The sequence below is a fragment of the Parendozoicomonas sp. Alg238-R29 genome, from assembly GCF_947331445.1.
Classification (GTDB): domain Bacteria; phylum Pseudomonadota; class Gammaproteobacteria; order Pseudomonadales; family Endozoicomonadaceae; genus Sansalvadorimonas.
In genome coordinates, this window is record NZ_CAMZOG010000034.1 from 16,951 (window position 1) to 43,831 (window position 26,881).

General features: G+C 47.6%; 25 protein-coding genes, 1 tRNA gene and 1 riboswitch. Of the genes, 17 read left to right on the forward strand and 9 right to left on the reverse strand.

All coding sequences use genetic code 11. From position 1 onward, the window contains the following. Positions 1–44: 44 nt before the first annotated feature. From QMA35_RS10345 to arsC, 3 genes are read right to left on the reverse strand one after another with little or no spacing between them, the layout of a single operon-like run. Positions 45–413 (reverse strand): DUF2069 domain-containing protein, encoded by a 369-nt coding sequence (locus QMA35_RS10345; protein ID WP_281647074.1) that lies wholly within the window; start codon positions 411–413, stop codon positions 45–47. Positions 414–416: 3 nt separating this feature from the next. Beyond that, entirely contained in the window at positions 417–1,022 is a 606-nt protein-coding gene (wrbA, locus tag QMA35_RS10350; protein WP_281647075.1) for an NAD(P)H:quinone oxidoreductase, read from the reverse strand. Next, positions 1,022–1,372: an arsenate reductase (glutaredoxin) gene (gene arsC / locus QMA35_RS10355; RefSeq protein ID WP_281647076.1), complete on the reverse strand. Its 351-nt coding sequence runs from the start codon at positions 1,370–1,372 to the stop codon at positions 1,022–1,024. Before arsC ends, wrbA begins: the two co-directional genes overlap by 1 nt. A gap of 86 nt (positions 1,373–1,458) precedes the next feature. On the opposite strand from arsC, the gene QMA35_RS10360 reads away from it, so the two are divergent. Genes QMA35_RS10360 through QMA35_RS10370 form a run of 3 tightly spaced genes read left to right on the forward strand, consistent with a single transcriptional unit; the run spans position 1,459 to position 3,496 of the window. Beyond that, positions 1,459–2,733 carry a YihY family inner membrane protein gene (locus tag QMA35_RS10360; RefSeq protein WP_281647077.1) on the forward strand — a complete coding sequence of 425 codons (1,275 nt, stop codon included), beginning with the start codon at positions 1,459–1,461 and terminating at the stop codon, positions 2,731–2,733. Positions 2,734–2,735: 2 nt separating this feature from the next. Further along, positions 2,736–3,200: a TlpA disulfide reductase family protein gene (locus QMA35_RS10365; protein ID WP_281647078.1), complete on the forward strand. Its 465-nt coding sequence runs from the start codon at positions 2,736–2,738 to the stop codon at positions 3,198–3,200. 23 nt (positions 3,201–3,223) lie between these two features. After that, complete coding sequence (locus tag QMA35_RS10370) at positions 3,224–3,496, forward strand: acylphosphatase (RefSeq protein WP_281647079.1); 273 nt, start codon at positions 3,224–3,226, stop codon at positions 3,494–3,496. A 2-nt stretch (positions 3,497–3,498) separates the two neighbouring features. Here the strand turns inward: QMA35_RS10370 and QMA35_RS10375 are convergent, their stop codons facing one another. The 4 genes from QMA35_RS10375 to QMA35_RS10390 form a co-directional block, all read right to left on the reverse strand. Further along, positions 3,499–4,032 (reverse strand): lytic transglycosylase domain-containing protein, encoded by a 534-nt coding sequence (locus QMA35_RS10375; protein ID WP_281647080.1) that lies wholly within the window; start codon positions 4,030–4,032, stop codon positions 3,499–3,501. A 59-nt stretch (positions 4,033–4,091) separates the two neighbouring features. Next, positions 4,092–5,810 (reverse strand): proline--tRNA ligase, encoded by a 1,719-nt coding sequence (locus QMA35_RS10380; RefSeq protein ID WP_281647081.1) that lies wholly within the window; start codon positions 5,808–5,810, stop codon positions 4,092–4,094. 348 nt (positions 5,811–6,158) lie between these two features. After that, on the reverse strand, positions 6,159–7,175 hold the full coding sequence (locus tag QMA35_RS10385; RefSeq protein WP_281647082.1) for a glycosyltransferase family 2 protein: 1,017 nt from the start codon (positions 7,173–7,175) through the stop codon (positions 6,159–6,161). 671 nt (positions 7,176–7,846) lie between these two features. After that, positions 7,847–9,115 carry an MFS transporter gene (locus tag QMA35_RS10390; RefSeq protein ID WP_281647083.1) on the reverse strand — a complete coding sequence of 423 codons (1,269 nt, stop codon included), beginning with the start codon at positions 9,113–9,115 and terminating at the stop codon, positions 7,847–7,849. 239 nt (positions 9,116–9,354) lie between these two features. Between QMA35_RS10390 and QMA35_RS10395 the strand changes: the two genes are divergently transcribed. The 3 genes from QMA35_RS10395 (at position 9,355) to QMA35_RS10405 (ending at position 13,556) form a co-directional block, all read left to right on the forward strand. Continuing rightward, positions 9,355–9,951 carry an NAD(P)H-dependent oxidoreductase gene (locus tag QMA35_RS10395; protein ID WP_281647084.1) on the forward strand — a complete coding sequence of 199 codons (597 nt, stop codon included), beginning with the start codon at positions 9,355–9,357 and terminating at the stop codon, positions 9,949–9,951. Positions 9,952–10,116: 165 nt separating this feature from the next. Then, the gene (gene ppk2 / locus QMA35_RS10400; protein ID WP_281647085.1) at positions 10,117–10,974 is read left to right on the forward strand and encodes a polyphosphate kinase 2; all 858 of its coding nucleotides are present in this window, start codon (positions 10,117–10,119) and stop codon (positions 10,972–10,974) included. A 200-nt stretch (positions 10,975–11,174) separates the two neighbouring features. After that, positions 11,175–13,556, forward strand: a complete 2,382-nt coding sequence (locus QMA35_RS10405; RefSeq protein WP_281647086.1) for a hypothetical protein — start codon at positions 11,175–11,177, stop codon at positions 13,554–13,556. A 21-nt stretch (positions 13,557–13,577) separates the two neighbouring features. On the opposite strand, the gene cysZ is transcribed toward QMA35_RS10405, so the two are convergent. Next, positions 13,578–14,312, reverse strand: coding sequence for a sulfate transporter CysZ (cysZ, locus tag QMA35_RS10410; protein ID WP_281647087.1), 735 nt, complete (start codon positions 14,310–14,312; stop codon positions 13,578–13,580). Between the two features lie 152 nt (positions 14,313–14,464). Between cysZ and trxB the strand changes: the two genes are divergently transcribed. After that, on the forward strand, positions 14,465–15,418 hold the full coding sequence (trxB, locus tag QMA35_RS10415) for a thioredoxin-disulfide reductase (RefSeq protein WP_281647088.1): 954 nt from the start codon (positions 14,465–14,467) through the stop codon (positions 15,416–15,418). 56 nt (positions 15,419–15,474) lie between these two features. Here the strand turns inward: trxB and QMA35_RS10420 are convergent, their stop codons facing one another. Further along, complete coding sequence (locus QMA35_RS10420) at positions 15,475–15,930, reverse strand: DUF1043 family protein (protein ID WP_281647089.1); 456 nt, start codon at positions 15,928–15,930, stop codon at positions 15,475–15,477. A gap of 220 nt (positions 15,931–16,150) precedes the next feature. Between QMA35_RS10420 and zapE the strand changes: the two genes are divergently transcribed. The 10 genes from zapE (at position 16,151) to QMA35_RS10470 (ending at position 26,775) form a co-directional block, all read left to right on the forward strand. Then, positions 16,151–17,248 carry a cell division protein ZapE gene (zapE, locus tag QMA35_RS10425; RefSeq protein WP_281647090.1) on the forward strand — a complete coding sequence of 366 codons (1,098 nt, stop codon included), beginning with the start codon at positions 16,151–16,153 and terminating at the stop codon, positions 17,246–17,248. 15 nt (positions 17,249–17,263) lie between these two features. Next, a complete protein-coding gene (locus tag QMA35_RS10430; RefSeq protein ID WP_281647091.1) occupies positions 17,264–17,587 on the forward strand; it encodes a metalloregulator ArsR/SmtB family transcription factor in 324 nt (107 codons plus the stop codon). Between the two features lie 169 nt (positions 17,588–17,756). Then, positions 17,757–20,054, forward strand: coding sequence for a heavy metal translocating P-type ATPase (locus tag QMA35_RS10435; RefSeq protein WP_281647092.1), 2,298 nt, complete (start codon positions 17,757–17,759; stop codon positions 20,052–20,054). Between the two features lie 86 nt (positions 20,055–20,140). Continuing rightward, on the forward strand, positions 20,141–21,133 hold the full coding sequence (locus QMA35_RS10440) for a thioredoxin domain-containing protein (RefSeq protein WP_281647093.1): 993 nt from the start codon (positions 20,141–20,143) through the stop codon (positions 21,131–21,133). Between the two features lie 151 nt (positions 21,134–21,284). After that, a riboswitch (SAM riboswitch) is annotated at positions 21,285–21,365 on the forward strand. Positions 21,366–21,460: 95 nt separating this feature from the next. Further along, entirely contained in the window at positions 21,461–22,495 is a 1,035-nt protein-coding gene (locus QMA35_RS10445) for a methionine ABC transporter ATP-binding protein (RefSeq protein WP_281647094.1), read from the forward strand. Next, complete coding sequence (locus QMA35_RS10450) at positions 22,485–23,138, forward strand: methionine ABC transporter permease (RefSeq protein WP_281647095.1); 654 nt, start codon at positions 22,485–22,487, stop codon at positions 23,136–23,138. The genes QMA35_RS10445 and QMA35_RS10450 overlap by 11 nt, the downstream gene beginning before the upstream one ends. A 135-nt stretch (positions 23,139–23,273) precedes the next feature. Beyond that, on the forward strand, positions 23,274–24,104 hold the full coding sequence (locus QMA35_RS10455) for a MetQ/NlpA family lipoprotein (protein WP_281647096.1): 831 nt from the start codon (positions 23,274–23,276) through the stop codon (positions 24,102–24,104). Positions 24,105–24,291: 187 nt separating this feature from the next. After that, positions 24,292–25,611, forward strand: coding sequence for a hypothetical protein (locus tag QMA35_RS10460; RefSeq protein ID WP_281647097.1), 1,320 nt, complete (start codon positions 24,292–24,294; stop codon positions 25,609–25,611). A 113-nt stretch (positions 25,612–25,724) separates the two neighbouring features. Beyond that, positions 25,725–26,621 carry a DMT family transporter gene (locus QMA35_RS10465; RefSeq protein WP_281647098.1) on the forward strand — a complete coding sequence of 299 codons (897 nt, stop codon included), beginning with the start codon at positions 25,725–25,727 and terminating at the stop codon, positions 26,619–26,621. Positions 26,622–26,698: 77 nt separating this feature from the next. After that, positions 26,699–26,775, forward strand: a tRNA-Met gene (locus tag QMA35_RS10470). Positions 26,776–26,881: the final 106 nt, after the last annotated feature.

The following is a 26,881-nucleotide window of genomic DNA, read 5'->3' on the forward strand; positions in this document are numbered from 1 at the left end:
GAAAGGCTGCTCATAATGAGCAGCCTTTTTCATTTCCGCTGAAATCACTTCCCCTGAAAATACCAACGCACAAAAAAGATAGAGCTGGTAAATAAGGCCAGCGATTCCCCTGCCATCAACCATCCAACCCAACTCTGGTGGGCCCAGCCATTAACAACGCCTGTCGTGAAGTAAAACAGCACAACAAACCCGAGCCAGGCAACACCTCTCCCGTGTTTTGTAAATAATGCAGGCGCAAACATAAGCAGTGGCACCATGCGAAAGCTCCAGATCAGCCATGGTGAATCAACCGCTGGTGGGGCCAGAACCCAATGCTCCAGCGAGATAGTTGCCAACAGCAATACATAAAGAACCACTGACACTTGCCAACAGATTTTTGCTTTCGGCCCCAAAGTTACTGCAGGTGAACTCATTTGTTATTGTTCCAGTTTGATAGCCAGATTCGCGACACGTTTACCCAGTGCCATACAGAGTTGTTTTTCATTATCAGACAGTGGTTGATTGTTCTGCCCGGCAACATGGCTGGCTCCATAAGGTGTGCCACCTGTTGTTGTATGCGTTAAAGCAGGCTCTGAATAAGGCAATCCGCAAATTATCATGCCGTGGTGGAGAAGAGGGATTTGCATAGACAGTAATGTACTTTCCTGGCCACCATGAAGGCTGGCGGTGGAAGTAAACACCGCAGCAGGTTTATTGATTAATGCACCGGTCAGCCAGAGGTTGGTTGTGCCATCAAGAAAGTACTTTAACGGTGCTGCCATATTGCCAAAACGTGTTGGACTGCCGATGATTAAACCGCTGCAGTTGCGCAAATCATCTTCTGTACAATAAACGGCGCCTTCACTGGGAATGCTCTCCTTTGTTGCTTCGCACACAGCAGAAACGGCAGGAACCGTTCTTATTCTTGCAGCCATGCCCGTTACACTTTCAACACCCTGCGTTATGTTCAGGGCCAGATCCCTGGTTGCACCGTGTCGACTGTAATACAGCACAAGAATATATGGCTGCTCACACTGTGACATTACAGAATCTCCAGTACTGATTCAGGCGGACGACCGATACGTGCTTGACCATTAGTTAGCACGATTGGGCGTTGAATCAGCTTCGGGTTTTCAATCATGGCTTCAAGAAGCTGTTGGTCGGAAAGGCTGGCATCTTTCAGGTTGCTTTCTTTGTAGGCGCTTTCACCGGTACGAATGAGTTCGCGGACAGATATTTCGAGAGTGTTTATGACTTCAGCCAGAGCCTCCGTTGATGGTGTGTTCTCAAGATAAAGAACAATTTCAGGTTCAACTCCTTTTTCCTGCAAAAGCTGAAGGGTCTGGCGTGATTTGGAACAGCGCGGGTTGTGATAAATAGTAACTGCAGCCATGATCTGCCCCCGTAATGGTTTATTGGGTTTTTAAGTAAAAGCAGTGTGTGTATTCTATCCAGATGGCAGGTAAGGGTATACCGATAATGAGCGTGCATCTTCCCCGGTTTTTTACAGGCGAAACATTTATCCAAAAAGCGAATCATGTCCGCAGGATTGTTGCGATGACTCTGAGCCGCTTTCTGGAAGATGGCTGTATGAATCATGCTGCCGCGCTGACGTACACCACGCTTTTTGCAATCGTGCCGTTAGTCACTGTGACCTACAGTATGCTGGCCTCCTTTCCTTCGTTTCAAGGGATAGGAGAGCAGTTACAGAATTTTATATTCTCTAACTTTGTCCCTTCTGCTGGGGAAACGGTTAGCAAATGGCTAACGTCGTTTTCCACCCAGGCTCGTAACCTGACCATTGTTGGTATGGGCTTTCTTCTGGTAACGGCATTAATGATGCTGCGAACTATAGACCACGCCATCAACAGTATTTTTCATACCAGTGGTGACCGCAGGGTTGTTACCAGTTTTCTGCTGTACTGGGCAATTCTGAGCCTGGGGCCAATGCTGCTGGGATTGGGGTTTGCTGCCAGTTCTTATCTGGCGACGATTCGGTTGGTGGATCAGGCTACAACAATCCTTGGCGTAAAGGGTATTTTGCTGCAATTGATGCCAATCTTTATGAGTTCACTGGCCTTTACCCTGTTGTATCTGACAGTGCCTAATCGCAGAGTGCAGTTCCGTTTTGCTTTGGCCGGTGGTGTAACCGTTGCCCTGCTTTTTGAGTTGGCAAAGTCAGGGTTTGCTCTGTTTCTGACACTGTCACCTACCTACGAATTTATCTATGGCGCTTTTGCAGCAGTGCCTGTTTTCCTGCTGTGGCTCTTTTTAAGCTGGCTTCTGGTGTTGCTCGGCGCCGAGTTGGTTCATGCGTTGGGGGAGCCCAGAAGCAGAGAAGGCGGAGAGTTTTCCCCGATTCTGGCAATGGTAGCTATCCTTGCGGTCTTTCATCAAAGGTTTGCACGGGGAGAAACTACGATGCTGGAACAGGTTCAGGATGAAGGCTGGCCGGTTGGTCAACGACATTGGGAACAGGTGACGTCCTGGCTGACTCAAGAAGGCGTACTTGGTCGTAACAGTCATGGAGCTCTGGTTCCCGCTCATTCATTTCAAACTATTTCTTTGGCTTCTGTTGTTGCCCGCAGCCCCTGGCCTTTGCCTTCCGCTGAGGAGCTGGATCAGCTGAATCTGTCTCAGCAACCCGATTGGTTTCAGAATGTTGTTGGTTCTCTACAACGTTTGAATCGTGAGCGGGATAACTCATTGTCTGGTTCTCTGGATGCTGTGCTTTCAGGCCGGGAGAGCCAGTAATCATGAGCTTGAAATCGCATATTACCTGCTGCTTGTTTGGCATGATGTTAGTGCTAAGTGGTTGTAGCGATAAGCCCGGTCTCACCGATTTTCAGGGAAATCCTTTATCTCTGGAAGATAAGGAGTCCTGGCTGGTGGTGAATTACTGGGCCATCTGGTGTGATCCCTGCCGGGAAGAAATTCCAGATCTGAATGAGCTGGCCAGGAGTGACAATAAAATACGTGTGTGGGGTGTGGATTTCGATGGCGCAGAGTCCAGAACTGAACTGGCTTCAAAAGTGGCCATGCTGGATATTCAATTCCCGGTTGTTGCTGTGGACAGGGTTCAATTGCTAAAGCTGGAACGCCCTCCGGTATTGCCTGCTACATATATTTTGAATGCTAAGGGTGAAATGCAGGAGCGTTTGCTGGGCCCTCAGACGAAGGACAGCCTGCAGCAGGCTATAACGAAGCTGCAATCTCACTAATAGTGCAGGATCCGGGCAAATCTATGGCGAAAATATGCAGAAAGGCACAGGTACAGGGGAAAGTACAAGGTGTCTGGTTTCGGGCATCCACTAAACAGCGGGCAGAACAACTTGGTGTAAAAGGCTGGGCCAAAAACTGCGTCGATGGCAGTGTGGAAATCATGATGTGCGGTGAAGAAAGAGCAGTTGTTGAGTTAAACGACTGGCTTTATGAAGGTCCACCGTTGGCGGTTGTGGATAAGGTTTCTGTCGAAGAGGCTGAGTGTGGAGAGTTGTCTGGTTTTACCACAGGCTAGTTTTAATTAACCAGCCAGTATTTTTCCCAACGGGTCATGACTCTTTCCGGATACCAGGTTTTTCCCAAACTGCCGTTGTAGCGAGCCAGTGCCCGGGAGAGGTTCCCTTTTTCCCGTTTCAGGTAGTAGCTGAGAATAGTTGTGCCGTAACGGATATTGGTTTCCAGCTCGATAAGGTTGTCATCAATCCGCCCCAGCTCTTTACGCCAGAATGGCATAATTTGCATTAACCCTTGGGCACCAACAGATGAAACTGCGAAACGGTTAAATGTGCTTTCCGTATGAATCACAGCAAGCACCAGTTCGGGTTGAAGTCCAACACGGTTGGCTTCTCGATGAACTGTCCTGAGAAGGTCGAGCCTTTCTTCCGGATCTTTTATGTATCGCTCCAGCCGTAAGGACATATCAACTAGCCAGACTTCGGCTGTATACGGGTCTTCAAAGCTTCCAGCGTCAGCTATTGTTTCTTCCAGATAAACGCGCATCTCTTCATCAATGGCGGGTGCTCTGGCAAAAAGGTTGGGAAGGAAAAACAAAAAAGAAAGGAATACCGACAGGCACAAAGCCTGTCGGTATTTAACAGTTGCTGCAATGATCAGAGCTTAACCCTGTTTTTCAGTTCGGCAACAATGTCGTTTACAGAGATGGCTACGTTTTCACCTTCACGGCGGTTCTTGTATTCCAGTGTGCCTTCTTTCAAACCACGGTCACTGATAACCACGCGGTGAGGAATGCCCACCAGTTCCATATCGGCAAATTTTACACCTGGGCTGGCTTTACGGTCATCCATGATTACGTCGTAACCGGCTTCTTCCAGTTCGTTATAGAGTTTTTCGGTCGTTTCACGAACAGCTTCAGACTTTTCAATCTTGAGAGGCACCAGAGCAATCTGGAACGGTGCAATAGCGTCAGGCCAGATGATGCCGCGGTCATCGTGGTTCTGTTCAATGGCAGAGGCCACAATCCGGCTAACCCCGATACCGTAGCAGCCCATAAACATGGTGGCATCTTTGCCGTTCTGATCAAGAACAGAGGCCTTCATGGCTTCACTGTACTTTTTGCCCAGCTGGAAGATATGGCCTACTTCAATGCCGCGCTTAATAAATAGCTTGCCCTTGCCGCATGGGCTTGGGTCACCTTCCACAATATTGCGGATATCTTCAACACGGGTAAAGGTGGCGTCACGATCCCAGTTAATACCGAAGAAGTGCTCGCCATCGCTGTTAGCGCCCGCACCAAAGTCAGTCATCTTGGCAACAGTGCGGTCAACAATGCAAGGGATTTCCAGGCCAACAGGGCCAAGAGAACCAAAGCTCGCGCCGATAGCGGCTTTAACTTCTGCATCAGATGCCATTTCCAGAGGAGCAGCAACTTCAGGCAGGTGCTCAGCTTTGATTTCGTTGAGTTCGTGGTCACCACGAACCATCAAGGCAATCAGCTCGTGCTCGCTCTCTTCATCAGCCTTAACGATCAGGGTCTTAACTGTCTTTTCGATAGGCAGGTCAAACTGTTCAACCAGTTCCGCGATGGTTTTAGCGTTTGGTGTTGGAATTCGCTTCATCTCTTCAGATGGGGCAGGGCGATCGCCTTCTGGTGCCAGTGCTTCAGCCTTTTCAATATTGGCTGCGAAATTACTGCTGTCACTGAAGGCGATATCGTCTTCACCGGAATCGGCCAGAACATGGAATTCGTGGGAGCCGGTACCACCGATAGAGCCAGTGTCTGCTTCTACAGGGCGGTAATCCAGACCCAGGCGATCGAAAATGCGGCAGTAGGTGCTGTGCATGTTTTCGTATTCGTTTGCCAAACATTCCTGAGAAACGTGGAAGGAGTAAGCATCCTTCATCAGGAATTCACGGGAGCGCATCAGGCCAAAACGTGGGCGGATTTCATCGCGGAATTTAGTCTGAATCTGGTACAGGTTTACTGGTAACTGTTTGTAGCTGGTCAGTTCTCCGCGAATCATATCGGTGAATACTTCTTCGTGGGTTGGGCCCATAACGAAGTCACGGTTATGGCGATCTTTGAAGCGCAGCAGTTCGGGGCCGTAGTCTTCCCAGCGGCCGCTTTCCTGCCATAGTTCAGCGGGAGCGCTCACCGGCATCCAGCTTTCGAGTGCGCCGGACCGGTCCATTTCTTCACGAACAATGCGTTCAACTTTATTCAGTACACGCTTACCTGCAGGAAGCCAGGTATAAAGGCCGGAAGCAAGTTTGCGGATCATTCCCGCGCGAAGCATCAGCTGGTGGCTGACAACAACAGCGTCGGCAGGAGTCTCTTTTAGAGTCGGTAGATAGTATTGGCTGGTGCGCATGGAAATCTGCTGTGCCGTTTATATTCAGAAACCCGTTATTCTAAGGGGCACAGGACTGTAGGCAAAGTTTATTTTTTATCATTGGTGTGCCTTGAGTATCGTGAGAAAGGGTCGGTTTGGCTGCCTGCCCTGAGACTTAGCTAGAGTGTGTTCACAATTAAACATCGAACCCAGTTCCCTGTCTCCGCCATAATGCGAGTTATTTCACCATAGCGAGCCAGTGAGTCCCGGTCGTATCCATAAGTGGGAAAGGCCAAGGCTGATAAGTCTGATGGTCGGTACTGCGAGTGTGAGCCAGGGATAGTCGAACAATGGATGGGGGGTAGGGTTCTTACTTCACAGCTGAGCTCACAGATGAGCCTTCTGCAGTCGGCTTGCGGCAGGTTTTGTTATTTTCTTCATGGTTAAATAGGTGGGGCGTTGCTTACTTTCAATAAAAATCCGGCCTACATATTCCCCAAGCAGCCCTATAGCCAATAGTTGAATTCCGCCAAGAAACAGCATCACCACTGTCATTGAGGTATAACCGGCAACTGGGACTCCATAAGCAACGTTTTTGAAGGCGAGAACAAAAGCGAATACCAGAGAAAGCAGAGATATGGAAATTCCGGTAAAAGTTGCCAGTTTCAGAGGGTGAACGCTGAATGAGGTAATACCCTCAAAGGCCAAACCAATCAGCTTGAAAGTGTGCCACTTGGTTTTACCAGCCAAGCGAGGGTCACGATCAAACAGTATTTCTTTCTGGCAGAAACCCGACCACGCAAACAGGCCTTTCATGTAGCGGGTTCTTTCTGGTAGGGCGTTGATATGATCAACCACCCGACGGCTCAGTAGGCGAAAATCACCGACATTTTCCGGGATATGAATATCGGACAATTTGTTAAGTACGCGGTAGAACGCGGCAGCAGATGTGCGTTTGAACCAGTTTTCTCCGTGTCGTTTGCGACGGCGCATATTGACGATGTCATAACCTCCGCGCCACTGAGCTAACATATCCGGGATCAGTTCTGGTGGATCTTGCAGGTCACTGTCAATCAGGATAACCGCATCCCCTCGGGAGGCCTCAAGGCCAGCACTCATTGCCGCTTCTTTGCCAAAATTCCTGCTCAGGGATATCAGCACTTGTTCACTGCTGCTCTCAGGGAGCACCTGTAGCTTTCTCCAGGTGTCATCACTACTGCCATCGTTGATGTAGATGATTTCCGAAGGCGCTGCCATGCCATCCAAAACAGCGGTTAACCGACTATGAAACTGATCTATGACAGATGATTCGTTATAGGCCGGTACTATGATGCTGAGCAGAATCCGTTCCTCTTCTACCGATGGCAAAGAATGGCTGACTGGGAACTTGATCAGTGGGTTCATAGCATGGACTCCGTTAAGTGCGAACACACCTTAGAGGGTGCTTGATCGCAAAAATGTCAGAGACATTTCTTTCACGTGCTTTGATTAATTGTCTGCAGACTCAGGGAGTACATAAATGAGACTGTCATCTATTGAAGATAGCCGGGATATAGCTGGCGTGATTTCTGACTATTCGAAACTTTGGGTCATGAACTCGATTACGCACTGGACGGGAGGCAGGAGGTGGCGCTTGGTATTGAGAATATTTATGACCTGATTCTTCTTAACGTGATGCTTCCAGTGATGGATGACTACGGTGTTTGCCGGGGGCTACGGGGGCAGGGAGTTAAAACCCGCTGATCTGAATATTCTGGAGGCCTGGATTGAGGCGCTGGTTCGTTGCAGTCGACTGGAAGCTTCCCGGAGTATAGTTACCTGTGGTGGGTTAGCGCCTTGAATATGAACAGGCGATTGCAACACCAATTCCAGCTGGCTGTTCCCCGGAAGGTGATTGTCCGAAGTGTTGTTATATCAAGGTCGGACAATTCCACAATGGAAGGAACAAAGAGCTATCTACGAGAAAGCCACTGCCACCAACAATACAGAAATAAAAAAACGATGATTTTTCAGCTGTGAAAACTTTGATAAACACTGAATGAGCAGTATGTTTCACACGCTTTGTGGAAATTCTGTCAGCACTCGTGGTTCATATCTGGAGACTCTTTCAGGGTAGCCACCGCAGCCAGGCAGATCATGGTTAGTGCTACAAAGGCCTGTAACAGAACTGGCAGCCATACATGGTTGTTAACAGACATACATATCACCAGTGCCATACCTGATATTTGCCCTACCAGTAAAACCATTCCCTGTGAAAAGGCTTCCGGAACTGGGCGTGTGATTTCAGCAATATACTGAAAGCCAACAGGGCCGGCCCCAAGAACAAAGAATCCTAGAATGGCTGTTGAACAGAGTGCAGTGAAATAAACCATGTGGGGTTGTGAAGAAATATCTCCAGCGAAGGCAAGCCCAGAAAGCCCCGGTAGCATTCCTGTGACACATAACACCAGAACGGCTTTGCGTCGCTTAAAGTAGTCAGAGCAGATTGGTAAAACAATGGAACCGACCATACCTCCCAGCATCATCATGGTTGCTATCAAGCCGTCTGAATCGTCAATATTCATACTTGCACTAATGGCATCGGTTAATGAACTGATGGCATTGAATATTCCTAGCCCAACCATAAATAAAAACAGACCAATCAGCATATCCCGGTTTTTCAATAGGCTCGTTATATCTGAGAGTCGTGGAGTGCGATCATCAAAATCTTCGGTGTTTTTGATGGCAGGGCGTGGGCGTACGAGAGTCAAGGCCGCCAGGCAGACGGCCGCAGAGATATAGCCATAGAGACTGAGAGCTGTTGTGATTCCTTTACCGTAGCTACCGTCGGACGGGTCGGTCACAACCAACATTGGTGTAATCACCATAACCAGTAATATGCCAATGAATTGGGAAAAAACCGTTAGCCCCGCAGCCAGTGCCCGTTCTTTGAGCGGAAACCATTGGTCGGTGAGAGTCGTCACGGAATTAAGGATAAATGGTTGGGCGATAGCCAGTCCCAGTTGTGCCACAGTCACAATAGCCAGGTTGTTACCTGCCATACCTTTAAGAATACTGAACAGACCAGTGAGAACGGCGCCGGTCAGCAAACCACTTCTCAGGCCGAATCGAGCCAGAATCCAGGACACGGGCAGAGAAATAATCACATAAACAACCATGTAGATCAGAGCAAGGTTATCAATATTTAACCAGTTTTGGTGTTCAATCTGGTTGGCGTAAAAAGCTTCGGCAGGGCGTGCCACGGCGGCATGGGCCAGCCACTGCATCTGAATAATCACAGAAAGGGCCATTAAAGTGGCCAGCATGACCCAACGGTATTTAGGATAAGAAAGTTGTGACTTCAAAGTTTTGGGCTCCCGCCATTCTTTTATTGGATGAAGGCTGGCTACACATTAGCGGATATTTTTATAAGAGCCCGTTTATAATCTTGTGCAGATGGCGAAAATGACGAGAAACGTGAAAGTAACATGGACCTTTAATTGGCATTTTCAGTCTGCGATAAGGTTATGAATCGGCTCTCGGTGCTGTTGTTTTTAGCCGGGGTTGATATATTGCCTGTGCAATAACAATAAAGAGAACCCCCATGAGTCAAGTACTGGTTATCGCTGCCAGCCAGCAGAAAGTATCCCAAAGCCGTAAGGTCGCTGACTATATCAAGCATCAGGTGGAGAATCTGGGAGCTGAGGCAGACGTTCTTGATCTTGGTTTGAATGTTCTTCCCCTTTGGAGTGGCGAGCCAGCTTCCGATCCTGAGCAGATGAGTGCTATTCGTGCTCAACTCGATGGGGCATCTTCCTTTGTGTTTGTTGTTCCGGAATGGAATGGTATGGCACCGCCAGCTATTAAAAACCTACTGACATGGTTTGGAGCTGGCCAGTTTGCTCACAAGCCAGCTTTATTGTGTGCTATTTCTGCCGGGCAGGGAGGTGCTTTTGTAATTGCTGAATTGCGTGGTTCGAGTTACAAAAACAGTCGTATCTGCTATCTCCCGGAGCATTTGATTATTCGTAGTGTTGGTGATGTAGTGGGAAGTGAAAACCCTACTGATCAATCTGATAGCTATTATCGTGACAGGATGGATTTCGCACTGAAAGATTTACTCGCCTACGATCAAGCTCTCGCAGCCATTCGTCCTGCAGCTTTGGAGAGAATGAAAGGTTTCACAAATGGTATGTCATAAGAAACGTAAATAATTTTTCGTCATCTCGCCCTTCTTATTTTGGTGAAATATTCGGGCTAGGTATTTTCCGAAGGGTTCTTTGATTGTCGTCAAAGAACCCTTCTGTGTATTTGATAGTTTTAAATCATAAAACGAATAACAAACAACACAAAAAGGGAGGGACCTATGGGAGAGGTCAAAGACAGGGCTGTATCAGCAAAGCAGGCTGTGGTTGATATTCCTGTTTTGAAAAAAGAAGCGAAGAAGGGGGCGCAGATCATTCCTTCAACAGGCCTACCTAAAATGAAGCGCAAGGAATATGAAGAAGAAAAGCGCCTTCTACAGATTGAACTGGTAAAAATGCAGAGTTGGGTGAAGGAGAGTGGTGAAAAAGTCATTATTCTTTTTGAAGGCCGTGATGCTGCTGGCAAGGGTGGCACCATTAAGCGAATGACCGAACATTTAAACCCTCGTGGTGCTCGCGTTGTTGCTCTGGAAAAACCGTCAGATCGAGAACTCGGACAATGGTATTTTCAACGTTATGTGCAACATCTACCAACGGAAGGTGAAATCGTTCTCTTTGATCGCTCCTGGTATAACCGCGCCGGTGTGGAAAAGGTCATGGGCTATTGCACTAAAAAGCAGTACATGAGCTTCATTCGTGAAGTGGCCGATTTTGAACGGATGCTGGTGCATAGCGGAATCAAGGTATTTAAACTCTGGTTCTCGGTAAGCCGGGATGAACAACTCAGGCGGTTTGAGAAACGACGCATTGACCCGCTAAAACAATGGAAACTCTCTCCAGTTGATAAAGCTTCAATTGATAAGTGGGATGACTACACCAAAGCCAAAGAGCAGATGTTCCATTACACAGATACCCGTGATGCGCCCTGGACCGTTGTTCGCTCTGATGATAAAAAACGTGCCCGCTTAAATGCAATGCGCTTTGTTCTTAATAACCTGTCTTATAAAGGAAAAGACAAAAATATTGTTAGAAAGCCTGACCAAGCTGTTGTGGGGAGTGCTGAGCAGGATATTGAGTAACCGTTATATTTAAAAGCTCTGAAAAACATCAGTTGCTGCCAGCTGATGTTTTTTTCATGAATAACGGAACTGTTAATGATGAGACCGAAACTGAAATTAGCTCTTTCTGGTTAGAATTAATAACAAAAATACGAACTAAGAAGAGGATGAAACTTCTAACCCCACGAATCTGATTCATTGAACTGATGGTGGGAAATGGTATGCAAAAGCTTGATACGGAGAAATCGACAGTAGTTAGTTTGAATACTTCTATGGAAGGAGGGGGAGCTAAAAAAGGCTCTACACCATCCGGTCAGGGAGTGGTAACGGTAGAAACTTCGTCACAGCTTCCATCAAAAGATGGCGCACTTTCTTTACCACCCACCGCTAAGGTTGATGATAGAGATCCATCTGTTATCAGCGAAGCGCCCCCGCTAGTGAAGGAAGTTCCTCATGAAGTACGAGAAGCGCAATACTTGCTGTCTTCATGTGTTGGTGGTGGTTCAGCTTACGCTCAGGATATTGCTGAAGCATTTGTTAACGGGTTAATGCCGCAGGATCTCTTGCGCTTTGCTCAACTCTTAAAGGTTGAATCTGGTTCAATTGCGGCGATTAAGGCTGCGACAGGACTTAAGCTTGGAGGGGTAGTTACTAAAGTTAATAAGCTGCCAATACAGGTTGATCCAGTGGCTTTGGCGAAAGCAAAATCTATTGTTGTAGAGCGTTTGATTTTGAAATTGAATTCTTCCAGTCAGGAAGTTTTTGCTGAAATCGCAAACATCAATGTTGATGAACGGCAATTCTATGGTGCGTTTTTGCACCTGCTGAAGGTCGGCGATAAATATGAAGGCCTGCGAGAATATCTTGATATTCCACGGACCCAATGTTGGGGTCCCATGCCAAAAGACATTATTGGCGTTCATACGCCTTTAACTATTCGCTGCACAATTGGAAAGAATAGAGAAAAATATCGTTTGATGGAAAATCATGTTGCTGCGATTGGTAACAGTGAGGCGCTAATGGGAAGCCCTCCTCCCACTCTTGCAAGACAAATCAGTGCTCCTCAGGAGCATGCAAAAAAACATCATTCTACCACGTCCCATATCACTATCGAAAAGGCGATTGAAGATACGTCAAAGGTGTTAGGAAGTGAGGTGCTTTATCGTTATAAGGGAGCAGAAAGCTCAGTGAAGTTTGATGACGCGATTAGCAAGCATATAGATGGCTCTCCTGAAACCCGTGAATTATGCGGGCACTGGGTATCTCCTGAGACAGTGGATGAATTGTTAAGGCTGGTGACTCAGCATCTGGCTGGAAAAATGGATCTTACACGAGATGCGAACTTTGAGGATTACACGAACATCAGAATTATTGTGCTGGAAGGGGGCAGGATAACTATTCAGTGTGATCGGCACTTTTCCCAGTTCTGTATTCCCAGTGCTCATAAAAAAAGAAAAGTCAAACACCTCAAAGGAGAAGGACACCTGCATTGCGTTATTCATGTGAAATGGCATGAGCATGAATGGCAAGTTTGTGACTGCACCATAGATTATCGAGACGACGTAAACTCATCCCCCCGTCGTGAAGTTCAGCCTTCACCGCTGGAAGGACCCAAGAAAAAAACAGAGAGGCATGAGAGAGCATCATCTCTTTCTCGCAGTCTCAGCGAAAGTGACCTTCCATCGTCGGGAGTAGAAACCGCACAGGCTGCTCCTGAACCTGCCAGAGCGAAACGGCTTGAGGGGGATCGGTGGCTTGTTTGCAGTGACTTCGAAAAAGCTCAGGATTTTGAGCTTATGAAAAATAATCTCAATTTTCATTTTGATGTTTGGGAGGAACAGATAGAGAGCGCTGAGCAGCAGGTAAAGAGTAAGCAGATGACCCAGGAGCTCACACAAAAGGTTGGTGGTATTTTTAAAAAAGCAGAGGTCGATGAACACTATGATCTGGAAAAGGTCGTCAGGCAGTGCCCTTCGGATGAAAATAAACAGCCTAAATATACTCGGGACCAGATTGTAAGGGCTATGGAGTTTAACCTTGCTCTTGCAAGGACAAGAAGGGCTGCGCTAACAGAGCGCTGTGACGAAGTCTGTAAAGCGGTGTTGGAGCTTAGCTCGGATATTCCCCAAGTTGATGAATCCCTGTTTGAAAAGGACGATCTCCCAAGCCTGCGTAAGTTGCTAGGAATGTATGACAAAGTGAGAGACTGGCATAAAGAAACCTTAGAGAAATTAATAGATCTTACTGAGGCTGATTTGACACAAAAATCTACAGAGGACATTGAAACATTAAAGATTTGGGCCGTTTATCTTGAAACTCAATCAAAAGAGATTCTTGAGCCTTACCGCACTCCTGAATCTGAAGGTGGAGTTATCAGAACGGAATTGAAAATTGGTGGCGCGTCTGGAACGGGGCCAGATGACGTTATGAGAAGGAAGAGGGAGGAGGCAACCGCACTGCCATCTAAAGTGGCTTTCACATATAGCAACATCTTTAAGTGGTATCAGCGCAAAACTATCTATCTATTGGATAAAGAGCTGGAGCGAAGGGGGGTGGAATCGGAAGCAACGCAACAGTCTCAGGCTGCCGTAGTTCACCCATAAAACGCAAAGAAGAAGCCTTGATTAAACAGGACTTCTTCTATTCACCCAAAGGTGTGAACCACCAATCACGGCTGCCGGCATCACCACCAGATTCAGCAGCGGAATCATTGAGCACAGCGAAACCATTCCACCAAACAGCATGGTCTGCATGCGCGGTGCAGCCAGCTTCGTTTTCATATCTTTAAAACTCACCAGTTCGTTATCTGCAGCATAGTCGCAGTATTGAATGCCCATCATCCAGGCGGAAAATAAGTAAAAGAGCACCGGTCCGACAATCGGTATAAAAATAGATAAAACAAAAAAGAAAATGGCTCTGGGAAGGTAATACCAGAGTTTCTGAAGCTCGCGAACAATGGTCCGGGGTATTAATGCGGCAAGATCCTTCCAGCCACCTTCAGGCATGCACTCAGGATCGAGCCCCCTCTGAATCTTTTCGGCTAAAAAGCCATTGAAGGGGGCTGCAATAATGTTAGCCACTACAGTGAAGGTAAAAAACATGCCCACAGCTATGGTTAGGGCAAACAGTGGCCAGACAATAAAAGAGAGAAAGCTCAGCCAGCCTGGTAGCCAGCCCATCATTTTATCCATCAGAGCAGAAAACTGGCTGGTGGCGAGCCAGATCATTCCACTGAAAACAATAATGTTTACCAGTAGCGGAATAATCACAAAAGCACGGATGCCGGGTTCAGGAAGTCGTTTCAGCCCAGTAAGAAAATAATCGAGACCCTGGCTTGTGGTTTGGATATGCTGTTTCATAATTTTTTAATGCTGATACAAAGTCTGAATAACAGCGATAGATATTCTCGACTGGTTCCGGAAAGATCAGCTGGTTATTATGTCCGACAATTTTGCGTTGTGACAGTTTTATCAAGGCTCACAGACGAGCCTTTTGATACGGGGAGTGAATAATGAGTGAAAATAGACACATCCGCCTGCTGATTCTGGGCTCCGGCCCAGCCGGTTATACTGCAGCCGTTTACGCGGCCCGAGCCAACCTTGAGCCTGTTCTGATCACTGGCATGCAGATGGGCGGTCAGTTGACCACAACTACTGATGTAGATAATTGGCCCGGTGATGTGGAAGGTCTGCAAGGCCCAGACTTGATGCAACGGATGCAGGCTCATGCCGAACGCTTCAATACCGAAATTATTTTCGACCATATCAACAAAGCAGACCTGAATCAGCGTCCTTTCCGTTTGGAAGGTGATAGTGGTGTGTACACCTGTGATGCTTTGATTATCTGCACCGGGGCTAGTGCCCGCTATCTTGGACTGGACAGTGAAGAAGCCTTTAAGGGTAAAGGTGTTTCTGCCTGTGCCACCTGTGATGGTTTCTTCTACCGTAAAAAGCCTGTAGCTGTGATTGGTGGTGGCAACACCGCTGTTGAAGAAGCTCTGTATCTCTCTAATCTCGCTGAAACTGTGACTTTGGTTCACCGTCGTGAAGAATTCCGAGCCGAAAAAATTCTGGTAAAGAAACTCATGGATAAAGTCGAGAGCGGCAATATCAAACTCGAACTGAATGCGACTCTGGATGAAGTTCTCGGAGATGATGCCGGTGTCACGGGTATGCGTATCAAGAACACTCAGGACGGCTCTACCAAAGACATCGCTGTTGATGGCGTGTTTGTTGCTATTGGCCATACGCCAAACACTGAGCTGTTTGTCGACCAGTTGGATATGAAAGACGGTTACCTGAAGGTTCAGAGTGGTTCAGAAGGTAATGCGACCCAAACCTCTATTGAAGGTGTGTTCGCAGCAGGTGATGTTATGGATCACATTTACCGTCAAGCCATCACTTCTGCAGGAACCGGCTGCATGGCCGCGCTGGATGCTGAGAAGTATCTCGATTCTCAAGAGTAATTGCTGTTTATAACAAAGGCCGCCAAATCTGGCGGCCTTTTTTGTATCTGCTTCAATTACGCAGCGGAGTCTTTGCCTGCATTTTTCTGTGGGTCAGCCACACGGAAGTTTTCGGAAAGAGTACCTTCATCGGCTTCGTTCTTTGGCGCGTAATCCTTGGGCTGCTCTGTAGGAATCGCCTTGTTGCTGATGGCCTGTGTTCCAAGAAGGGAATCATTCAGGCGATGACGAGTTAATTCATCTATGCACAATTCGCTGGCGCTGGTGGCCAGATGTTCGTGAACATCACGGTAGGTTTCAGTCAGGCGGTTAACCAGATGGGCGCTGGTGCTGAAATGATCAGACACCTTGTTCCGGTAATCCTTTAGTTCCGCTTCAAGCTCTGCTACGCGGGCGCGGGTATTTCCACCGGGGCGGCCGCCTACCAGGAAGTGGTATAAAACAACGCCAATGACGAGGCCGGTAAAAAAGGCCACTCCGCCAATGCTCCAAAGCAGGTTCGATATCTCCACAGTCCAGCCTCAGGTTAAACGTATCTTGTGTGCCCTAACTTATAGCCTTTTCTGGTCACTGTATAGAGATTCTGGGTAACTGTATGTTTTGTTCCTGGAGAGTGGCTGCCTGGCTGGGCAATAATACCCAAAATTACAGCAGTAGTGGTGGGGTAGAGTCTTGATACGCTTCACGGTAAAGTGTGCCCCCCAGAATATTCACGCAGATAAAAAGAACAGCATGACGCCTCTCGAGCATTACCAGCAGGATTTGAAACAGGACGGTTTTGTTCACGACCCGGCTCAGGAAGAAGCGGTCAAGCATCTTCAGCGGCTTTATGATGACCTGTTGGCAGCGGACCAGAAAAAGAGTGGTTTAAAATCCCTTTTATCCTTTGGGCGTAAAAAGGTTGAACCTTGCCAAGGCATTTATTTCTGGGGAGGTGTTGGCCGTGGTAAAACCTACTTGGTGGATACCTTTTACGATTGCCTGCCTTTTGAAAATAAAATGCGTACGCACTTTCACAGATTTATGAAGCGTGTACATGGGGAACTGAAAACCCTTGATGGGGAGAAAAATCCGCTGATCATTGTGGCTCGCCGGTTAGCTGATGATGCCAAAGTCATTTGTTTCGACGAATTCTTCGTGTCAGACATCACTGATGCCATGATTTTGGCCGGTTTGATGGAAGAGTTGTTTAAGAACGGCGTGACCCTTGTAGCCACCAGTAATATTGTTCCGGATGGCTTGTATAAAAATGGCCTGCAGCGCGCGCGATTCCTTCCCGCTATTGACCTGTTGAATCAATACACTGATGTGGTGAATGTCGATGGCGGTGTTGATTACCGTTTGCGTGTTCTTGAGCAGGCAAAGCTTTACCATTCTCCCCTTGGTCTGGAAGCCAAAACCGCTATGGAAAAAGATTTTTCGGCGCTGTCTCCAGATAAAGTTCAGGTTCGGGAAAATCATCATCTTGAGATAGAAGGGCGGTCAATCCATTACCTTAAAGTGTGTGAAGACATTGTCTGGTTTGATTTTAAAGCGCTCTGTGATGGTCCAAGAAGTCAGAATGACTACATAGAACTGGCTCGGGAATTTCACACCGTTCTGCTGTCTGATGTTCCTCAGATGGGGCGACCGACTGATGATATGGCTCGTCGCTTTATCAATATGGTGGATGAGTTTTACGATCGGGGCGTTAAACTGATTATGTCTGGTGCCACGCCTTTGCTGGAACTGTATACCGAAGGCAAGCTGGAGTTTGAATTTCAGCGTACCCTGAGCCGGCTACAGGAGATGCAATCCAGCGAATATCTGGCCAGAGAGCATAAGCCCTGAGGAATGGAGACAGCCATGGATTGTGAGACAGGCCAGCAACCAGTCACGCTGAACGATGAGGAATACACAGGGCTGTCAAAAATTCTCAAAGTACTGGGGGATGAAGGGCGACTGAGAATGGTAGTTGCCTGTATGAATGAACCCCGGGCCGTTTGTTATTTATCAGCAGTGGCTGGGTTGTCCCAGTCGCTTACCAGTCACCACCTACGCTCCCTGCGAGAAATGCGTGTACTTCGCTCCACCAAAAGAGGGCGGCAGGTTTTTTATGAACTGGATGATGATCATATCCGCCATGTTCTTCAGGATTTGATTGTTCATGTCCGGGAAGATCACCAGTAAGCTCCTTTCTGCTCTGGAATTGACCCTGATTCCAGAGTTTCTTCTCCTAAAGTCCTATATCCCTGAAATGTAAAGATATTCAGAATGTGTATTGCACAGGATTTTTACGCAACCTAGTATATGAATTAATATTCATGCTTTTCTATTTCATCATAGTAAGGAGTTTTCGATGAAATCTGATTGCTGTAACAGTGGTGGTTGTCACACCGCTCATTACCACGAACACGGTTATGCGACTGTTCAGGAAGCATCTGCTGGTACGGCGGTATCCTCCAGTGACGGCCAGAGTTCTGAAGCTGGTGGATGTTGTGGTAGTGGTGCTGAAGATGAGGATCCTGAGTCGGAGCTATCAGATTCTAATATCCGCTGCTGGCATATTTCCGGTATTGATTGCCCCTCCTGCGTTAAGAAAGTTCAAACAGCACTGACCCGTGTTGATAGTGTTGTAAAAGCCCATGTTTCCTTTTCCACCATGCGTCTGCAAGTCGAGTTCACCGCGGGTAGCGCCAATGTGAATGGCGTTATGACCTGTATTGATAACCTGGGTTATCGGCTCACAGATATTGGTGAGCAAGCTCCTGCTGAATCTGAGCAAAACTTCTTCAAAAAATATGCATCCATTCTGGTGTTTGGTTTGCTTCTTGGATTCGGAGCATTGGTAAATAGTGTCCAGCCTGAAATAGGGAGATGGGTTCTTACTCTTGCCGCTTTGTTTGGCATTTTCCCTATTGGTAAAAAGGCTTTAAGTCAGGCGCGCAGCGGTACCCCTTTTGGTATCGAAACCCTGATGACCGTTGCTGCACTTGGTGCTCTGGTTCTCGGTGAAACCCTTGAAGCTGGTATGGTTCTGCTGTTGTTTATGATCGGTGAACATCTGGAAGGCCTGGCAGCAAATCGAGCACGTCAAGGTGTAGAAAGTCTTATGGCTCTCAGTCCGGACAAAATGACTCGTATTATCATCGGTGCCAATGGTGAGGAAACTAAAGAAGAGATTCTTGCCAGTCAGTTGATGCCTGAGGATATTGTTGAAGTTCGACCTGGTGACCGTCTGGCAACGGATGGTGAGTTAATTACCGATGCAGCCAGCTTTGACGAAAGCTCTTTGACCGGTGAGTCGGTGCCGGTAGATCGCTTAACAGGCGAAACAGTCATGGCAGGAAGTCTTTGTGCGGACCGTGTTGCTCGCCTCAAAGTTGTTTCGGAACCTGGAAATAATGCCATTGACCGTGTCGTACGGTTGATTGAAGAAGCTGAAGAAAGTAAAGCGCCTATCGAGCGGTTTATTGATAAATTCAGCCGTTGGTATACGCCACTTATGATGGCGATTTCAGCCTTGGTTGTTGTCGTTCCACCTCTGGTTTTGGGCGGCGATTGGGGAACATGGGTTTATCGCGGGCTGACTCTTCTGCTTATTTCCTGCCCCTGTGCACTGGTGATCTCCACACCAGCCGCTGTTACATCTGGTCTGGCCCGTGCAGCCCGTCAAGGATTCCTGATTAAAGGTGGGGCTGTTCTGGAACAACTGGGAGAAGTTCAGCAGGTCGCTTTTGATAAGACCGGCACATTAACGGAAGGTCGCCCTCAGGTTGTGGATGTCATTGCCTTTGGTTGCGAAAAGCATAGTGTGTTGTCCATGGCTGCGGCGGTGGAAGATGGCTCCCGTCACCCTCTGGCACAGGCTATCGTTCGCAAGGCTAAGAAAGATGGGCTGGAGATGACTCCAGGAGATAATGTTAGTGCCCAGGCCGGCAAAGGAGTTAGTGGTCAAATTGATGGAGCGACAATTGTCGTGGGTTCTCCCAAGTATCTGGCTGGTGAAATCAATTCAGTAAGTAACTCGGAAAAGTGTATTGCTGATCTGGAAGAGAGAGGCTACACCGTTGTTGGGGTAACCCATAACAGTGAACTTATTGGCGTTATTGCAATCAGCGATACCCTGCGTGCAGATTCTCAGGAAGCCATTCAGCGACTGAACGCTCTTGGAGTCTCCAGCATAATGCTGACAGGTGATAATCCAAGAGCGGCGGCGGCCATTGCCGAAAAGTTGGAAATGGATTTCCGGGCAGGACTGCTTCCCGAAGATAAAGTGAAAGAAGTTCGTGCTCTTGAGAAACACGCTCCGATTGCCATGGTTGGTGATGGTATCAATGATGCTCCAGCTTTGAAGAGCGCCCACGTGGGTATTGCCATGGGCAGCGGAACGGATGTTGCCCTGGAAACGGCTGATGCTGCTCTGACCCATGAACGGGTGCGTGATCTGGCCGATATGATCGACCTGTCCCGGGCCACCATGCAGGTTGTGCGTCAGAATGTGATTTTTGCTATTGCTCTGAAAGTTGTCTTCCTGATGACCAGTTTGACAGGACTTACCGGCCTGATGCTGGCAGTGATTGCTGATTCCGGGGCAACTGCGTTAGTGACAATGAATTCGTTGCGACTTTTACGCAGGAAAAACTCTTTTAAGTAAATCTCAGACTAATCTCGGTAGTGTTTTGAGCAGGTGAGTTTACACTTACCTGCTTTTCATCATCCGTTAACAATGTGATTCCTTCTATGATGAAGTTCCTAATCGCTGCTTCGACAGCGGCAGTATTTGCGACATCAGCCAGTTTTGCCAATCAGGATGTGTTGTTTTCCTATGGTGGTAAGGACTATCAGTTTAAAGACTTGCAGCCTGAGCTGCAGCAGCGTTTTTTTGATACCAAACAGGAAGCCAGAGACAAACAGCTTGGGGTGTTGGATCAAGCTGTGATGGATATTTATATTGATAAGCTGGCAGCCAGCAAAGATAACTCTAGCGCCGAAACCCGTGCCGAGCTATTAAAGGTAGATCCTGTTACCGATGCCGATATTGAAGCGCTGTATAACCAGTACAAAGATCGCATCGGCGCGCCTCTTGAGCAGGTGAAGGGTTATATTGAGCAGCAGCTAATCACCATGCGTATGCAGGAGAAAGCCCAGCAGCTGATTAACAGTGCTAAGAAAGAGAATGGCTTCCAGCTGAAACTGCCTGAGTTAGAGTCTCCCGTCTTCACCATGAACCTGACTCCTTTCCCGGCAAAAGGCGCGAAGGAGGCCAAGGTCACAGTTGTTGAATTTGCGGATTACCGCTGTGGCTACTGCAAGAAAGCCAAAACAGCTGTTGATGATCTGTTGAAAAAATACGGCGATAAGGTCAAGGTCGTTTATATTGATTTCCCCGTTGTTCAAACACAGACCGGTATTTCCCAGAAGGTGGTGGCTGGTGCTTACTGTGCCCGTCAGCAGGACAAATACTGGGAATATCATGCCAAAGCCTACGATATGCAGAAAGATCTAGGCCTGGATTCTGCAGCCCAAATTGCCAGCATTCTCAAGCTGAATAAAAAAACTTTTCAGGCCTGTATGAATAGTAGTAACTCCAGTGATTATGTAACCAGGGCTTCTGAGTTTGGTCGTACTTATGGAGTAACCGGAACACCTACATTTTTTGTTAATGGCAAGCGTATTCACACTCATGATCCTGCTGTAGATCTGGAGTCAATGGTGGTTAAAGCGTTGAAGTGATTTATTCTGCTATCAAGGTTTTTTGCCGAATAAACAGCGTGTCTTTGAGCAACAAATGTACGCTGTTTCTGTTTAGAATCAGCAAAATCTCAAAAATAGGTACAAATACTCATATCGGTTTGGTTGACAGAGAGTCGGTATAAACCGTAACTTGTGGCCAGGCGCTGATTTGTAACTTCGGCTTGCGGGCGCCTTATATAAAAACCGCTAAAGAGATTGTGTTTGCACGATAGCATTTGCAAAACCACTCGCTGACAATTGAGTGGTTTTTTTGTATCTGCCCCTCATCTCTTTGGCCCCGCAATTTTTGTTGTATGCGGAGCTGCAATGATTCAATTTAAAAGTATTAGCAAAACCTTCCAGGGAGGAAGCGGTCCGGTTCATGCGCTGGACAACATTTCTCTCCATGTTCCCGAAGGTTGTATCTATGGTGTGATCGGTTCCAGTGGTGCGGGTAAAAGTACCCTGATTCGCTGTGCCAATTTACTGGAATCTCCAACATCTGGTGAAGTCCTGGTTGCCGGTCAGAATCTGATCGAACTTTCTCCGGCTGAGCTACGTAGTGCCCGCCGTGAAATCGGTATGATCTTCCAGCACTTCAATCTACTTTCCGGCCGAACAGTATTTCAGAATATTGCTCTGCCTTTGGAGCTGGCAGGAAAATCATCCTCTGACATTGAGAATGCTATCGCGCCGCTGCTGGAACTGGTTGGACTTGTGGATAAGCGAGACAGCTATCCCGCCCAGCTTTCTGGTGGGCAGAAACAGCGTGTTGCCATAGCCCGGGCTTTGGCCAGTCAGCCTAAGGTGTTGCTTTGCGACGAGGCGACTTCCGCTCTCGATCCGCAAACCACAGTTTCTATTCTTAATCTGCTGAAAGACATCAATAAAAAGCTGGGTTTGACCATTCTGCTGATTACCCATGAGATGGATGTTGTGAAATCTATCTGTGATCGGGTGGCAATACTCAGTCAGGGGCGTGTGATTGAAGAGAATGATGTGGAATCGTTCTTTGTGGCTCCCCAAACAGAGCTGGCCCGTGAGTTTGTGCGAGCGGCTATTCATGAAAAACCTGCGTCAGATATCAGTCATCAGTTTCGTCAGGGCTATGTAGAAGGCAGTCGCCCTGTACTGCGTATTACTTTTGTGGGGCAGAATGTTGTTCAGCCATTAATTACCCAAGCGGCCCGCCTGTGTCAGGTGGACTTTAATATTCTGCAGGCGGATATCGAAACTGTTCACAGCAAAACCATGGGCTTTCTGATGGTTGATGTTGTGGGTGAAGAGCAGGGCGTGCAGGACGCTCAGGCATTTTTGCAGAAGCACGATCTGCAGGTGGAGGTTGTTGGTTATGTCAGCTGATGCATGGTCTTTGCTATTTGAGTCTCTTCTGGAAACTCTTTATATGGTGGCGGTATCTGGTCTGGTCAGCGCGGCTTTAGGTATTCCCTTGGGAGTGCTGTTGCACGTTACCCGCCCCAGGCAGATTCTGCAGCGTCCGCTTTTGAATCGGGCTCTTGGCACAGTTGTGAACGCTGCACGCTCAGTACCGTTTATTATCTTGATGGTGGCGATTATTCCACTGACCCGGCTGATTGCTGGAACTTCCATAGGTACAACTGCAGCTATTGTTCCGCTGAGTTTGGCGTCGATTCCTTTCGTGGCCCGGATTGCGGAGGGAGCTTTGAATGAAGTGTCTTCCGGGCTGGTGGAAGCGGCTGAATCTATGGGGGCTACCCCTCTACAGATTGTTACCAGAGTGATGCTGCCGGAAGCATTGCCAGGGCTGATTCATGGTATGACTCTCACTCTGGTTACGTTGGTGAGTTATTCCGCTATGGCGGGAGCCATTGGTGGCGGTGGTTTGGGGGATCTGGGTATTCGCTATGGTTATCAGCGTTTTGATCCAATCATTATGATTGCCACTGTAATTGTTCTGATAGTGGTTGTTCAGCTGATTCAGTCTGCTGGAGAAAGACTACAGGCCCGTTACGAGCATAAATAAACAGCTCTTCTACTTTTTTACATGAAAATATCCAAGCATTTTCATGTCCTGAGGTGGGCATTTTCCGCTCATGGCTGTTTATAAGAGCGAAATAAAAGCAAAAGTATTGAATACACAAGATATCAGGAGAGCAGTATGAAACCTGTAGTTGATTTGAAAAAGCTTATTGGTGCGGTTGTTGCTGCCAGTGCCTTGATTCTGGCTGGCTGTGGCAGTGATGACAGTACTGCCCCCAAAATTGATGAGACCGCGCCGTTGAAAGTGGGTGTAATGTCTGGCCCAGAAGCTGACGTTATGAAAGCCGCTCTGGATAAAGCCAAGGCTGATTCCGGGTTGGAAGCTGAGCTGGTTGAGTTCCAGGATTACATTACTCCTAACGTTGCCCTGTCTGATGGCAGTATTGATGTGAATGCTTTCCAGCATAAGCCTTATCTGGACAGCATGATTAATGATCGTGGCCTGAAGCTGGCAGCGGTAGCGAATACCTTTGTTTACCCAATCGCAGCCTACTCCGACAAGCTGGAGAGTCTGGAGCAGTTGGCCGATGGCGGTAAAGTGGCGATTCCGAATGACCCAAGTAATGAAGGTCGTACCCTGATCCTTCTGCATCACACCGGTCTCATTAAGCTGAAAGATGTGAATGACCTGAATGCAACGCCTCGGGATATTGTTGAAAATCCCAAAGGACTAGAGTTTATTGAACTGGAAGCTCCTCAGCTGCCACGCTCTTTGCCTGACGTGGATCTGGCTTTTGTTAACAACACCTATGCTATTCCAGCAGGTCTCACTCCTGAGAAGGCGCTGTTGGTTGAGGGCAAAGAATCTCCTTACGTAAACCTGATGGTTTCCCGTATCGATAACAAAGATGACCCTCGTATTGTCAAGTTGGTTACCGCTTACCAGAGTGAAGTGGTTGAGCAGACTGCCCATGACCTCTTTAAAGGTGGAGCTGTAAAAGGCTGGTAACAGTTTGAATTTTTCGGTTCAAATGCGCTATCTATAAAACCCGTGCTGATGTAGTGCGGGTTTTTTATTACCTGCCGTTACACCAGGAAACACTAAGCACTCGAAAATACAATGTTGCATCCGAACCTTTTTCTCCTCTCGAAGCCTTAGTACTTACAATTCACAGAAGATGGAAAGGAGATCACAGATGTCTAACGGTCTCATGGTACGGGCTCTTTTCACAGGGTTAGTGCAACTGGCATCCTGTTCTGCCATTGCAGAACAACCGACGCGTGTTTTTGGGCATGCCCGTATGGCACTACACACTGGGCTTCCCCAGACTGTTCAGCAGGAAAAAGAAAGTGTGTACGGTGAAGTGATGACTCCCAACGGTGTTGAGCAAACGGCTCTGCGCGATTTTCGCCTACTCAGTCGCTGGCGGGATATGCGTTATTCAGAAATCCTGAAAGAGCCAGAGATTTATCTACGTAATGAATCTGAGTTGCTGCAGATATACAGTCAGGTCGCAGATTGGGGAGTTGAGGATTATGTGAATGCGAGGGCGACCCTGGCTCTGACTACTCGGGGTTTTGATGATTCGGTAGCGGTTGTAAATAGCAACGGTCATTACAGCTATTACCTCTGGCTGGGCAGTCATGCTCTGGTTCTTGCTGCTCTACCGCTATGGTCTCCAGCTGTGGCTGGTATTGGGGTTGCTGCTTTTGCGTCATCTGTCGTTTTCCATATTCGTCAGGGATTCTGGAACGGCTGGCTGTATATGAATGACTACGGAAGCCTGCTGGATCAAAAAGTAAAGGGAGAAACTGCTCTGGCTCAGCTCAAGGATCATACACCTGCTCTTGAGAAGGCTCGGAAGATGATTTACCAGCCTTTGTTCAAGAATCATGCGATGACCCTGAATCAAAAAGACTCTGATGCTGTAACGGCAAAATGTCAAAATGCAGGGGCTTTATATATGACGTCTCCAGTCTATCAAAACAGCATGCTGGCAAATGATGATGTGAAAAGTCTGGTTGATGTTTTCAAAACAGTGGCTGGAGCCGGTCATGGACGTTTCACTTTGGAACTGCTTGATGATAGGTATCCTGCTAAACAAAATTTCCGTTTTGAATTACTTCTGTGCAAAAGCAAGCTCTATATTAAGGATGTGACCCAACATCAGAGTGGTCAGGTTTATGCCCGTATTCATGATTTATCGGGTTTGAAAAATTTTGCAGAAGAGCTCTCCCTGTTAAGTGATCTGAATAAGTTTCGTTTTAAAGTAGAGGATATTCCGCTGTACTCTCGAGTGATTAATTACTCGAGAGCGCTCGCTGTGGAGGGTTTGGTTCATGGCGAGGAAGCAACTGAAGAGGGAGAGGGAAATGTTAAGCCAGAGGAGAGTATTTCAATAATAGAAGAGCGTCAGAAAAGTGAAGAAGTAGAAGAACTTCTCCCGATGGATGAAGAGCTTCTTCCAATCAGTACGCCAGTGGAGGAAGAAGAGCTCTTGCCTATTGCCAGGTAGGTTAGACATAAGGGAAAGCCACAGATTTCTGTTGCAGCTCATTGTTACCGCTGATTCATCTCGTTACTATCCGTTGAGAATGGGTAGAACACTTAAAAGATACAGAAGTAAGAATGAATCAGCGTACTTTTTTTGCAGACGGCATGCTTGTTTTTGCCGCGTTAATCTGGGGCTCAGCATTTGTTGCCCAGCGTGTGGGTATGGATTATTTGGAACCGTGGGCTTTTAATGCGGTTCGCTTTCTTATCGGCACGATTGCTCTTCTCCCCTTACTGATTTTCCAGCGACGATCCGGCCCAGTGTTCACCCGCACTACCTGGACAGGTGGCGCAGCCATGGGCTGTATTTTAATGGTCGGGGCAGGGTTGCAGCAGATGGGGTTGCTATATACGACGGCGGGCAAGGCGGCGTTTATTACTGGCTTATATATTGTGATAGTGCCGTTTCTGGGGTTGATGTTCGGTAATAAAACCAGTCGTGATACATGGGCTGGTATTATTCTGGCTCTGCCTGGTTTGGCTCTTCTGACTCTTGGAGATGATCTCTCTATTAATAAAGGCGACATGCTGGAAATTGTCGGGGCTTTTTTCTGGGCTGGGCATCTTCTGCTAGTTGGCTGGCTGGCTCCCCGTCACAATGTTATTGCATTGGCTTTTATACAGTTTTTAACCAGTTCTATTCTTTGTTTCGGTGTCGCTGCTGTTTTTGAAAACTGGACAATGGATCAGGTGCAAAGTGCATGGATACCACTGGCCTATGTCGGCATTATGTCGACAGGTGTTGCCTATACCCTGCAAATTGTTGGGCAAAAAACGGCACCTGTTGCCCATGCGTCCATAATTCTCAGCCTCGAAACTGTATTTGCTGTGATTGCTGGTTATCTGTTCCTGAATGAAGTCATGTCCGGTGTTGCTTTAGCTGGTTGTTTGCTGATGTTGAGCGGAATGATTGTTTCCCAAATAGGGTTGCATCGGATTCGACAGGCTCTTCGGTTTCAATATGCCTTGTAAATAAGTACTTACAGGATTGCTCAAGACTTTCATTGACTTGCGAGGGCGGCCCCTTATAATGCGCATCTCTTCTCTGGTGCGGGGTGGAGCAGTCTGGTAGCTCGTCGGGCTCATAACCCGAAGGTCGTCAGTTCAAATCTGGCCCCCGCTACCAATTCTCATCTGAGATTGAAGTGTGTTTTATTGGTGCGGGGTGGAGCAGTCTGGTAGCTCGTCGGGCTCATAACCCGAAGGTCGTCAGTTCAAATCTGGCCCCCGCT

Coding starts and splice junctions, on each gene's coding strand:
- QMA35_RS10435 (WP_281647092.1), top strand. CDS start 17,757: ATGAAATCTGATTGCTGTAACAGTGGTGGTTGTCACACCGCTCATTAC.
- arsC (WP_281647076.1), bottom strand. CDS start 1,372: ATGGCTGCAGTTACTATTTATCACAACCCGCGCTGTTCCAAATCACGC.
- QMA35_RS10445 (WP_281647094.1), top strand. CDS start 21,461: ATGATTCAATTTAAAAGTATTAGCAAAACCTTCCAGGGAGGAAGCGGT.
- QMA35_RS10345 (WP_281647074.1), bottom strand. CDS start 413: ATGAGTTCACCTGCAGTAACTTTGGGGCCGAAAGCAAAAATCTGTTGG.
- QMA35_RS10395 (WP_281647084.1), top strand. CDS start 9,355: ATGAGTCAAGTACTGGTTATCGCTGCCAGCCAGCAGAAAGTATCCCAA.
- QMA35_RS10440 (WP_281647093.1), top strand. CDS start 20,141: ATGATGAAGTTCCTAATCGCTGCTTCGACAGCGGCAGTATTTGCGACA.
- QMA35_RS10360 (WP_281647077.1), top strand. CDS start 1,459: ATGAGCGTGCATCTTCCCCGGTTTTTTACAGGCGAAACATTTATCCAA.
- QMA35_RS10460 (WP_281647097.1), top strand. CDS start 24,292: ATGTCTAACGGTCTCATGGTACGGGCTCTTTTCACAGGGTTAGTGCAA.
- wrbA (WP_281647075.1), bottom strand. CDS start 1,022: ATGTCACAGTGTGAGCAGCCATATATTCTTGTGCTGTATTACAGTCGA.
- QMA35_RS10465 (WP_281647098.1), top strand. CDS start 25,725: ATGAATCAGCGTACTTTTTTTGCAGACGGCATGCTTGTTTTTGCCGCG.
- QMA35_RS10380 (WP_281647081.1), bottom strand. CDS start 5,810: ATGCGCACCAGCCAATACTATCTACCGACTCTAAAAGAGACTCCTGCC.
- QMA35_RS10405 (WP_281647086.1), top strand. CDS start 11,175: ATGCAAAAGCTTGATACGGAGAAATCGACAGTAGTTAGTTTGAATACT.
- QMA35_RS10370 (WP_281647079.1), top strand. CDS start 3,224: ATGGCGAAAATATGCAGAAAGGCACAGGTACAGGGGAAAGTACAAGGT.
- QMA35_RS10430 (WP_281647091.1), top strand. CDS start 17,264: ATGGATTGTGAGACAGGCCAGCAACCAGTCACGCTGAACGATGAGGAA.
- QMA35_RS10450 (WP_281647095.1), top strand. CDS start 22,485: ATGTCAGCTGATGCATGGTCTTTGCTATTTGAGTCTCTTCTGGAAACT.
- zapE (WP_281647090.1), top strand. CDS start 16,151: ATGACGCCTCTCGAGCATTACCAGCAGGATTTGAAACAGGACGGTTTT.
- QMA35_RS10385 (WP_281647082.1), bottom strand. CDS start 7,175: ATGAACCCACTGATCAAGTTCCCAGTCAGCCATTCTTTGCCATCGGTA.
- QMA35_RS10455 (WP_281647096.1), top strand. CDS start 23,274: ATGAAACCTGTAGTTGATTTGAAAAAGCTTATTGGTGCGGTTGTTGCT.
- ppk2 (WP_281647085.1), top strand. CDS start 10,117: ATGGGAGAGGTCAAAGACAGGGCTGTATCAGCAAAGCAGGCTGTGGTT.
- cysZ (WP_281647087.1), bottom strand. CDS start 14,312: ATGAAACAGCATATCCAAACCACAAGCCAGGGTCTCGATTATTTTCTT.
- QMA35_RS10365 (WP_281647078.1), top strand. CDS start 2,736: ATGAGCTTGAAATCGCATATTACCTGCTGCTTGTTTGGCATGATGTTA.
- trxB (WP_281647088.1), top strand. CDS start 14,465: ATGAGTGAAAATAGACACATCCGCCTGCTGATTCTGGGCTCCGGCCCA.